Source organism: Pseudomonas sp. TSO6 (assembly GCF_056098905.1).
This window is the reverse complement of the sequence record NZ_JBLZWV010000013.1, coordinates 38,758-49,566: the sequence shown is the minus strand read 5'-3', so window position 1 is coordinate 49,566 and position 10,809 is coordinate 38,758. Positions and strand designations below refer to the sequence as shown.

At 62.7% G+C, this 10,809-nt stretch carries 9 protein-coding genes; 2 read left to right on the top strand and 7 right to left on the bottom strand.

Annotated elements, in window-relative coordinates; genetic code table 11:
- Nucleotides 1-84 precede the first annotated feature (84 nt).
- The 7 genes from pcaC to pcaR form a co-directional block, all read right to left on the bottom strand.
- Entirely contained in the window at nucleotides 85-480 is a 396-nt protein-coding gene (gene pcaC, locus ACN6NG_RS04320) for a 4-carboxymuconolactone decarboxylase (RefSeq protein WP_264360630.1), read from the bottom strand.
- 10 nt (nucleotides 481-490) lie between these two features.
- A complete protein-coding gene (gene pcaD / locus ACN6NG_RS04315; RefSeq protein ID WP_197898162.1) occupies nucleotides 491-1,282 on the bottom strand; it encodes a 3-oxoadipate enol-lactonase in 792 nt (263 codons plus the stop codon).
- Nucleotides 1,283-1,293: 11 nt separating this feature from the next.
- Complete coding sequence (locus tag ACN6NG_RS04310) at nucleotides 1,294-2,646, bottom strand: 3-carboxy-cis,cis-muconate cycloisomerase (RefSeq protein WP_258653875.1); 1,353 nt, start codon at nucleotides 2,644-2,646, stop codon at nucleotides 1,294-1,296.
- Between the two features lie 9 nt (nucleotides 2,647-2,655).
- On the bottom strand, nucleotides 2,656-3,945 hold the full coding sequence (locus ACN6NG_RS04305) for an MFS family transporter (protein ID WP_063422266.1): 1,290 nt from the start codon (nucleotides 3,943-3,945) through the stop codon (nucleotides 2,656-2,658).
- A gap of 187 nt (nucleotides 3,946-4,132) precedes the next feature.
- On the bottom strand, nucleotides 4,133-5,335 hold the full coding sequence (gene pcaF / locus ACN6NG_RS04300; RefSeq protein WP_043197769.1) for a 3-oxoadipyl-CoA thiolase: 1,203 nt from the start codon (nucleotides 5,333-5,335) through the stop codon (nucleotides 4,133-4,135).
- A 261-nt stretch (nucleotides 5,336-5,596) separates the two neighbouring features.
- A complete protein-coding gene (gene pcaK / locus ACN6NG_RS04295; RefSeq protein WP_016498119.1) occupies nucleotides 5,597-6,943 on the bottom strand; it encodes a 4-hydroxybenzoate transporter PcaK in 1,347 nt (448 codons plus the stop codon).
- A gap of 424 nt (nucleotides 6,944-7,367) precedes the next feature.
- On the bottom strand, nucleotides 7,368-8,177 hold the full coding sequence (gene pcaR / locus ACN6NG_RS04290; protein ID WP_033732052.1) for a pca regulon transcriptional regulator PcaR: 810 nt from the start codon (nucleotides 8,175-8,177) through the stop codon (nucleotides 7,368-7,370).
- A gap of 542 nt (nucleotides 8,178-8,719) precedes the next feature.
- Between pcaR and ACN6NG_RS04285 the strand changes: the two genes are divergently transcribed.
- Both ACN6NG_RS04285 and ACN6NG_RS04280 read left to right on the top strand, forming a co-directional pair.
- Complete coding sequence (locus tag ACN6NG_RS04285; RefSeq protein ID WP_016488886.1) at nucleotides 8,720-8,920, top strand: hypothetical protein; 201 nt, start codon at nucleotides 8,720-8,722, stop codon at nucleotides 8,918-8,920.
- 311 nt (nucleotides 8,921-9,231) lie between these two features.
- Nucleotides 9,232-10,704 (top strand): inorganic phosphate transporter, encoded by a 1,473-nt coding sequence (locus tag ACN6NG_RS04280; protein WP_474313033.1) that lies wholly within the window; start codon nucleotides 9,232-9,234, stop codon nucleotides 10,702-10,704.
- Nucleotides 10,705-10,809: the final 105 nt, after the last annotated feature.

The following is a 10,809-nucleotide window of genomic DNA, read 5'->3' as shown; positions in this document are numbered from 1 at the left end:
AGCTCCCACAGGGATTGCATCAGGCCTGAGGGCAGTGCAATCCCTGTGGGAGCTGGCTTGCCGGCGATAGGGCCAGTGCAGGCATTACTGCTGTCGGGACTCTACACCCAGTTCATCCCACACCGATTCGGCCATGTGGAAGGTGGCATTGGCTGCCGGGATACCGCAATAGATCGCGCTCTGCATCAGCACTTCCTTGATCTCTTCACGGGTCACGCCATTGTTGGCTGCGGCGCGCAGGTGCAGTTTCAGTTCATCATTGCGGTTCATGCCGATCAGCATGGCGATGGTGATCAGGCTGCGGGTATGGCGCGGCAGGCCGGGGCGGGTCCAGATATCACCCCAGGCGTGGCGGGTGATCATCTCCTGGAACTCGCCGTTGAAGTCATTGAGCTTTTCCAGGCTGCGGTCCACGTGGGCATCGCCAAGTACCGCACGGCGCACTTGCATGCCCGCGTCGTAACGTTGTTTCTCATCCATGGCGTTGTCCTCAGTGAGCCAGCAGGAAGTCGAGCACGCGGCGGCTGAACGCCTCACCGATTTCGACGTTGGACAGGTGCGCTGCCGGGAAGTCGACGTACTCGGCACCTTTGATACCGGCCTGCATGAAGCGGCCATGTTCAGGGGTGGTGACCACGTCTTCGGTGCCAGCAACGATCAGCGCCGGCACCTGGATGCGGCCCAGTTGCTCACGGTAATCGGCATCACGCACCGCTGCACAGTTGGCGGCATAACCTTGCGGGCTGGTGTGCGCCAGCATCTGGCAAATGCGCTGGGCTTGCTCAGGCTGGGCCTGGACGAAGCCCGGGGTGAACCAGCGGGCGAGAGAGCCATCGCGCAAGTCGACCATGGCCTGCTGGCCACCCTTGAGCACGGTGTCGATACGGGGGTTCCACACTTCGTCACTGGCGATCTTGGCGGCGGTGTTGCACAGGGTCAGGCTGTGCAGGCGCTCACCGGCGTTGATGCCCAGCCACTGGCCGATCAGGCCACCCATCGACAGGCCGACGAAATGCGCTTTCTGGATGTCCAGGCCTTCGAGCAGGGCCAGCACGTCACCGCCCAGCTGTTCGATGGTGTAAGGGCCTTCGGTGACCAACGATGCGCCATGGCCACGGGTGTCGTAGCGCAGCACGCGAAAGTGCTGGCTCCACAGCGGAATCTGGGTGTCCCACATGCCCAGGTCGGTGCCCAGCGAGTTGGACAGGACCAGCACCGGGGCGTTTTCCGGGCCATCGATCTGGTAATTCAAAACGCCATCGGCCAGTTGCAAATGCGCCACAGCAGTCTCCTTCAGGCAGTGAAATGTTGATGTTCGGATACGGCGCGCGCCACCCAGACGCGGGCCTGGCCCAGGTAATGGGCAGGGTCGAGCAGGCGATCAAGTTCTTCGGCAGACAGCTCGGCACTGACCTGCGGTTCATCACCCAGCACCGCACGCAGGTGGCGCTGCTCGGCCACGGCGCGCTGGCAGCATTGTTCCAGCAAGTGGTGGGCACGGTCGCGGCCCAGGCGTTGGGCGAGGACGATACTCACCGCTTCTGCCAGCACCAGCCCTTGGGTCAGGTCGAGGTTACGGCGCATGCGCGCTGCGTCCACTTCCATGCCCTCGGCAATCACCTGGGCCTGGCGCAGCGCGCCGGAGACCAGGCAGCAGATGTCCGGGAGGGTTTCCCATTCGGCATGCCACAGGCCCAGGCTGCGCTCGTGCTCCTGGGGCATGGCGGCGAACAGCGTCGATACCAGCCCCGGCACGCGGGTCGCGGCACCGATCAGCACCGCAGCGCCCACCGGGTTGCGCTTGTGCGGCATGGTCGAAGAGCCGCCCTTGCCTGGTGCGGAAGGCTCGAACACCTCCCCCGCCTCGGTTTGCATCAGCAGGCTGACATCGCGGCCGAACTTGCCCAGGCTGCCGGCCACAAGGCCCAGCACCGAGGCAAACTCCACCAGGCGATCACGCTGGGTGTGCCAGGGTTGCTCGGGCAGGGTCAACTTCAGTTGCTCGGCCAGGGCCTCGGCCACCGGCATCGCCTTGCTGCCTAGAGCGGCCAGGCTGCCCGAGGCGCCGCCGAACTGCAGCACCAACAGGCGCGGGCGCAGCTCGTGCAGGCGCTGACGGTGGCGGGTCAATGCCCCCAGCACGCCGGCCAGTTTCATGCCCAGGGTCACCGGGGTAGCGTGTTGCAGCCAGGTGCGGCCCACCAATGGCGTATCGGCATGCTTCAAGGCCTGCTGGGCCAGGGTATCGGCCAGTTTGCCCAGGTCCGCTTCGATCAGGTCGAGGGCATCGCGCAACTGCAACACCAGACCGGTGTCCATCGCGTCCTGGCTGGTGGCGCCCAGGTGCACATAGCGCTCGGCCTCGGGCACGCCACTGGCAATCACCTTGCCCAACGCCTTCACCAGCGGGATTGCCGAGTTGCCAGCGGTGGCGATGGCATTGGCCAGCGCCCCCACGTCATAGCGCTCGGCCTGGCATGCCGCCTCGATGGCGGCCACGGCGCTGTGCGGGACCAGCCCGGCAGCGGCTTCGGCACGGGCCAGTGCGGCTTCGAAATCGAGCATGCCCTGCAAGCGACCACGGTCGGAGAAAATCTCGCGCATGGCCGGCGCGGTGAAGTAGGCGTCGAACAGTTGGTTGGTCATGCCACGTCCTTAGTCATCGTGGTGCAGGTACGCGGCCTGCTTCGGCAGGCGCAGGCTGAACAGGAAGGCAATCGCCATCATGGCCGTCACGTACCAGTAGAAAGTGTTTTCCATGCCCAGGGTCTTCAGGCCCAGGGCCACGTACTCGGCGGAGCCGCCAAATGCCGCGTTGGCCACTGCATAGGCCAGGCCCACACCCAGCGCACGTACTTGTGGCGGGAACATCTCGGCCTTCACCAGGCCGCTGATCGAGGTGTAGAAACTGACAATACACAACGCCAGGCTGATCAGCACGAAGGCCATGAACGGACTGGTGACTGTTTTCAGCGCCATTAGCAGCGGCACGGTGCACAAGGTACCGAGCGCGCCAAACAGCAGCATCGAATTGCGCCGGCCGATGCGGTCGGACAGCATGCCGAAGAACGGCTGCACCACCATGAACAGGAACAGCGCGCCGGTCATCACGTAGCTGGCGTTTTTCGCCGTCATACCCGCGGTGTTGACCAGGTACTTCTGCATGTAGGTGGTGAAGGTGTAGAAGATCAGCGAGCCGCCGGCGGTGTAGCCAAGCACGGTGATGAAAGCCGCCGCATGGTTGCGGAACAGGCCCTTGATGGTGCCTGCATCTTTGTCGTTGCGGGTTTCGGCGCTGCTGGTCTCGTGCAGCGAGCGGCGCAACATCAACGAGATCAGCGCGGCGATGGCCCCTACCACGAATGGAATGCGCCAGCCCCAGGCACGCAGTTCATCTTCAGTCAGCAACTGTTGCAGGATCACCACCACCAGCACGGCCAGCAACTGGCCGCCAATCAGGGTGACGTACTGGAACGAGGCAAAGAAGCCACGCTGCCCACGCAGCGCCACTTCACTCATGTAGGTGGCGGTGGTGCCGTATTCGCCACCCACCGACAGGCCCTGGATCAGGCGGGCCAGCAACAGCAGTGCCGGGGCCCAGGTGCCGATGCTGTCATAGGTGGGCAGGCATGCGATCATCAGGGAGCCGAAGCACATCATCAGCACCGAGATCATCAGCGAATTCTTGCGACCATGGCGGTCTGCGAGGCGGCCGAAGATCCAGCCACCGATGGGGCGCATCAAAAAGCCTGCGGCGAACACACCAGCCGTGTTCAACAGCTGCACGGTAGGGTCGTCGGACGGGAAGAAGGCCGGGGCGAAGTAGATTGCGCAGAAGGCGTAGACGTAGAAGTCGAACCATTCCACCAGGTTGCCTGATGAGGCACCGACGATAGCGAAGATGCGCTTGCTGCGTTCTTCGCCGGTGTAATAGGTTGAGGTCATGACGGTTTTACTCCTGGAGGGTCCTAGGTAAGTCTAGACATACCTGGTAACACACTCGTTCCGCTATCTGGCTGGCAATTGGCCTTGTGTCTAACAAGGCCGGCCCCTTCGCGGGCAAGCCCGCTCCCACAGGGGATTGCGTGGATCCTGGTGGGAGCGGGTTTACCCGCGAAGAGGCCGGTACAGGTCAAACCCGCTCGATAGCCAGCGCCAGACCTTGGCCGACACCCACACACATGGTTGCCAGGCCCTTGCGCCCGCCACTTTTCTCCAGCTGATGCAGCGCAGTCAGCACCAGGCGCGCACCGCTCATGCCCAGCGGATGGCCCAAGGCGATTGCACCGCCATTCGGGTTCACCTGCGGCGCATCGTCGGCCACACCCAGCTCACGCAGTACCGCCAGGCCTTGGCTGGCAAAGGCTTCGTTGAGCTCGATCACATCAAAATCACTCATCGCCACACCCAGGCGCTCGGTCAGCTTGCGCACTGCCGGTACCGGGCCGATGCCCATCACCCGTGGTGCAACACCGCCGCTGGCCATGCCCAGTACCCGGGCACGCGGGGTCAGGCCGTGTTTCTTCACCGCTTCCGCCGACGCCAGGATCAGCGCCGCAGCACCGTCATTCACACCCGAGGCGTTGCCGGCCGTGACAGTCTTGTCCGGGCCGTTGACCGGCTTGAGCTTGGTCAGCGCCTCCAGCGTGGTTTCCGGGCGCAGGTGCTCGTCACGCTCGACGATGGTTTCGCCCTTCTTGTGGGCAATGCGCACTGGCACGATTTCTTCGGCGAAGAAGCCGGCAGCCTGGGCGGCTGCAGCCTTCTGCTGGCTGCGCAGGGCGAAAGCGTCCTGGTCAGCGCGCGAAACCTGGTAGTCGTCGGCCACGTTGTCGGCGGTTTCCGGCATGGAGTCCACACCGTACTGGCTCTTCATCAGCGGGTTGATGAAGCGCCAGCCGATGGTGGTGTCTTCCAGCTTCATGTTGCGCGAATAGCCGCTTTCAGCCTTGCCCATGACGAACGGTGCGCGCGACATCGACTCGACGCCGCCGGCAATCGCCAGCTCCATTTCGCCGCTGGCGATGGCGCGGAAGGCAGTGCCGATGGCATCCATGCCCGACGCGCACAAGCGGTTCAGGGTGACGCCCGGGATGCTCTCCGGCAGGCCGGCCAGCAGCAGCGCCATGCGCGCCACGTTGCGGTTGTCTTCACCGGCCTGGTTGGCGCAGCCGAAGAACACTTCATCAACCTGGTCCCACTGCACCGCAGGGTTGCGCTCAATCAGCGCTTTCAGCGGCACGGCAGCCAGGTCGTCGGCACGCACACCCGCCAAGGCGCCGCCGAAGCGGCCGATGGGGGTGCGGATGGCGTCACAGATAAATACGTCGCGCATTAGGCTTCTCCTGCCACTGGCCATAGGCCGCGGCGGTACGTGTGGAGGCTACTGGTCAGGGTGCTTCGATGAGCTCAGATTAAGGAGAGTGGCGGTAGGCTTACAATCCGATAATCGACTATTCGTGCGGTTATCGAACCGTTTGTTGCGCTGCTACTTATCTGCATGCCGGGGCTATTGCGCAGCCCTATCGCGACACAAGGCCGCTCCCTGCAGGAACAGCCTTGTGCTGCGAATGGCCAACAAAGCGGCCCCCGCTCCTCAGGTCGCGTCGGCGTGGCTCACCAGCCCTTTCACGATCACCCCTACGGTCGCCAGCGCCGCAGGCACCAGCAACGCCGTCAGCACCTGCTCGAAGTTCCAGCCCAGGCCCAGCAGCGTTGCGCCGCTCCAGGCCCCTAGGATCGCACCAAAGCGGCCGATACCCAGCATCCACGATACACCCGTGGCACGGCCCTGGGTCGGGTAGAAGCGCGCCGCCAGCGACGGCATCGCCGACTGCGCACCGTTCACGCACATACCCGCAATCAGCACCAGGGTGGCCAACACGGTGATGTTGCCCAGGCTCTGCCCTACCGCGTAGGCGAACACCCCGGCCAGCAGGTAGAAAATGCCGATTACCTTGTGCGGATTGTAGCGGTCCATGGCCCAACCCACACCCACCGCACTCAGCACGCCGCCGAACTGGAACAGCGCACCGATGAACGCGGCCTGCTCCATGCTCGCACCGCTGTCACGCATCAAGGTTGGCAGCCAGCTGGTCAGGAGGTAGACGATTACCAGGCCCATGAAGTAGGTCAGCCACAGCAGCATGGTGCCCAGGCCATAAGTGCCGGAGAAAATCACCGCAAACACGCTGCGCGCGGCCACGGCCTTTTGCTCTGGCACGCTGAAGCTGCCCGCCTCGGCCACCACCTGTGGCGCAATGGGCGACAGGGTCTTGCGGATCTTGTCGGTACCACGATTGCGCACCACCAGGAACCGCGCCGACTCCGGCAACCACACCATCAATACCAGCGCCAGCAGCAGTGGCAGCACGCCGCCGATCACCAGCAGGCTGTGCCAGCCATAGGCCGGGATCATCTTGGCGGAAATGAAACCACCACCGGCCATGCCCAGGTTGAAGCCGCAGAACATGCTGGTCACCAGCAGCGACTTGAGGCGTTCGGGGGTGTATTCGGACAGCAGCGTGGTGGCATTGGGCATGCCGGCACCCAGGCCCAGGCCAGTCAGGAAGCGCAGCACCAGCAACTGGTCGACGTTGGTGGCATAGGCCGAGGCCAGGCTGAAACCGCCAAACACCAGCACCGCGCCCACCAGCACACCTTTGCGGCCGAAGCGGTCAGCCAACGGCCCGGAGCCCAGGGCACCGAACACCATGCCGATCAATGCGGCGCTCATCACCGGGCCAAGGCTGGCCCGGTCGATGCCCCACTCCTGCGACAGCGCCGGGGCGATGAAGCCCATGGCGGCCGTGTCCAGGCCGTCGAGGAAGACGATCAGAAAGCACAGCAACACGACCCGCCACTGGTAGCGGGACAGCGGCTGCTGATTGATGAACGACTGGACGTCGAGGCTTTTGCCGACGCTGTTTTGTGCTTGGTTCATTGTTGTTATCCAGAATGTAGGGCACAGCCAGACCACTGCACACGGGCAACCGGTACAGGGGACGATGATTGGGGAATATGGCCTGCGTCAGCCTGGATACAACGGTACTGCGTGCGGGTGCGGCCGCAGCAGCAAGTGGACAGTATTCATGGTAAGTGCCTCTTGTATTTTTTGTTCGGTCGGCTTGGCCGACCGTTGCGAGAGACATTAATCAGCGGGCGGCGGTGGCGCAATTCGCCCGGAGCGACACTGTGCGTTTATCGCACAAGAAACTGTTTTGCCTGTTCTAAATGTGAAAGGGGGCGCTCCGCGCCCCATTCGCCGGCAAGCCAGCTCCCACAGGTATTGCCCATTCGCGGCTTTCACGGTTTCCGTGGGAGTTCGGCTTGCCGACGATTGGGCCGCTTTACGGCCCCCTGCAATCTCAGCCAAACAACTGATGGCAAAGGTCCCGGCTGGCCGCCAGCAGGATCGGCAGGAACCGCTGTTCCAGCTCGCTACGCGTCACCCGCCCCACATGGGTGCTCACGTTCAGCGCCGCCAACACCTGCCCCGACGCGTCGTAGATCGGCACGGCAATCGAACGCAGCCCCTGCTCCAACTCCTGGTCCACCACGCACCAGCCCTGGGCGCGCACCTGCTGGATGCAGGCGAACAGTGACTCAGGGTCATGCAGCGTACGGCTGGTGCGCGCTTTCAGGTCGGCACGCTCCAGGTATTCACGCAGGCTGGTGTCGTCCATCGCCGCCAGCAGGATGCGCCCCATCGATGTGCAATAGGCCGGCAGGCGCCCGCCAACGGACAGGTCGACCGATATTAGCCGTTCCACCGTGGCCGAACGGGCTATATAAAGAATGTCGTCGCCTTCGAGTGTGGCCATGTTGGCCGCTTCGTGCAGTTGGTCACTGATACGGTCCAGATAAGGCTGGGCAGAAATCGCCAGCGGCGTCGACGACAGGTAGGCATGCCCTAACGTCAATACTTTGGGCAGCAGCGAATAGGTACGCCCGTCGGAGGTGGCGTAACCCAGCTTGATCAGCGTGTGCAGGCAACGGCGCACCGCTGCGCGAGGGATTTCGGTGCGGTGGCTGATCTGGGCGATGGTCAGGTGGCGCTTGCGCTCCTGAAAGGCCTGGATCACGGCCAGGCCACGTGCCAGGGAGGTCATGAAGTCGGGATCGCCGGTAAACGCCTGGATGCGCTTGGCCGGAGAAGCCACGATCGGCGGCGCCATGGCGGCCGAAGCGGGTCGCGCCGGCTCTGGATTGACCGGATCGTTGACCAGGGTTTCGTCACTCATCGCACACCTCAAAAAAAACGCCCGTTCGTGCGATTATCGAACAAACGGCCGATAATCGCAATTGACCGCTGACACTTTTGCTTATACCTTTCTCCTGCCACTTGTGGCTTCTTTGGAGAGACTGGTCAGGTACCCACCGTAGAAGTCCCCAGGCAACGGCCTCGCCTTTTGGCGAGGCCGTTTTTCATTCGGGCCTCGCCCCGGCGTTGCATCGAACTTTTATCCGCCATGCCTTTCAAACTTGTACGAAACGTCCAAACTGTTTGCCGATACCTGCCACTACTTGCGTCAGATGATGTCAGGGTTGGGTAAATAACGATGTTCGGCGAATTATCGGTTGCTATAATCGATTGCGCAGGCCCCGACGCTAGCGTAGTAATGGAACCTTCCGCTGTATCTAGCCGTTGCGGCCAGCGGGCATGTGCATGCTGCACAATGCATAACAACAGTCATCACACTTAATTCAGGTACTGCATGTGACGAAAGATGAACTGCGCGCAGAACTCGAGCGCCAGGCTGAACGTTACAAGGATGTTTACGGTGGTGAAGTCACCACTTACGCCGCACAACCGGATCCGGAACGCAAACCTTGGCGCAAACGTGCCAGCGTGCGCGACCAGGCGTTCAACCAGGAACTGGAACGCATTGAAAAGGAACTGCGCAGCGACAATCCCTGACCCGGGACCACGCCAGCGCGTCGTCGCCCGGCCAGTCCGGGCGCGGTCGATCTTTACCATCTGACCGATGATGAAATGGAATTACACAAATTTCATACGCCCGTTTGAATGATGGCGAATCGGCCATATCTTAGCTTTTCGGCATGATTTAGCCACGCTTTGCGCTTTTTAGCCGATATTTCCCTGCCTCAGCGCCCCTACGTGCACCGTGCGCTCACCCGATGGAGATTGCCATCGGTCTGTAGCAGGTGCATCGATTGCCAAGGTTTTCTGGCATAATCCCGCCCCCCTATACCCGCCAGACAACCTTCATGATCGATTTATTCAGCGGACTGGATGCCTGGGTGTTGGTGAGCCTGCTGCTCGCCTTGACCTTCGTACTCGCCTTCGAGTTCATCAATGGCTTTCATGACACCGCCAACGCGGTAGCTACCGTCATCTACACCAAAGCCATGCCGCCGCACCTCGCCGTGTTCTTCTCCGGCGTGTTCAACTTCCTTGGCGTTCTGCTCGGCGGTGTCGGGGTGGCCTATGCCATCGTGCACCTGCTGCCGGTAGAGCTGCTGATCAATGTGAACACCGGACACGGCCTGGCCATGGTCTTCTCGTTGCTGGCTGCGGCCATCACCTGGAACCTGGGCACCTGGTACTTTGGTATCCCCGCCTCCAGTTCGCACACGCTGATCGGCTCCATTCTCGGTGTCGGCCTGGCCAACGCCCTGATCAACGACATCCCGCTGGCCGATGGCGTCAACTGGCAGAAGGCGATCGACATCGCGATGTCGCTGGTGGTTTCGCCAATGGCCGGCTTCGCCGTCGCAGCCCTGGTGCTGATCGGCCTGAAGTGGTGGCGCCCGCTGTCGAAGATGCACAAGACCCCCGACCAGCGCCGCAAGCTCGACGACAAGAAGCACCCGCCATTCTGGAACCGCATGGTACTGGTGGTTTCGGCCATGGGCGTGAGCTTCGTGCACGGCTCCAACGACGGTCAGAAAGGCATCGGCCTGATCATGCTGGTGCTGATCGGTATCGTCCCGGCCAAGTTCGTCCTCGACCTGAACAGCACCACCTATCAGATCGAGCGTACTCGCGACGCTACCCTGCACATGAGCCAGTTCTACCAGCGCAACGCCGCCACCCTTGGCGAGTTCCTGGCACTGGACAAGGCCAAGTCCAACGACCTGCCGGAGCAGTTCAGCTGCAACCCGCAGCAGACCGAGCCGACCATCGCCGCGCTGCAGTCCTCGCTTCAGGGCGTGACCGACTACCACAGCCTGGATACCGACAAGCGCGTTGAAGTGCGTCGCTATCTGCTGTGCCTGGATGACACCGCTAAGAAGGTTGGCAAGCTGCCAGGCCTCGACGCCCGTGAAAAGGCCGACCTGGAAAAACTGCGTAAAGACCTGACCGCCACCACCGAATACGCACCGTTCTGGGTGATCGTGGCCGTCGCCCTGGCCTTGGGCCTGGGCACCATGGTTGGCTGGAAGCGTGTGGTACTTACCGTTGGCGAGAAGATCGGCAAGCAGGGCATGACCTATGCCCAGGGCATGTCGGCACAGATCACCGCGGCCTGCGCCATCGGCATGGCAAACGTGTTCGCCCTGCCGGTATCGACCACCCACGTGCTGTCGTCAGGCGTGGCCGGCACCATGGTCGCCAACAAGAGCGGCCTGCAAGGCGGCACGGTGAAGACCATCCTGCTGGCCTGGGTCCTGACCCTGCCGGCCTCGATGGGCCTGGCCGCCGGCCTGTTCTGGCTGGCATCCAAAGCCATTGGCTGAGTGACACCGCTCTCAGTATAAAGGCGCCTTCGGGGCGCCTTTTTCATTTGTGCTTATCTGCACCGGCCTCCTAGCGGGTAAACCCGCTCCCACACGGGCAGCGAG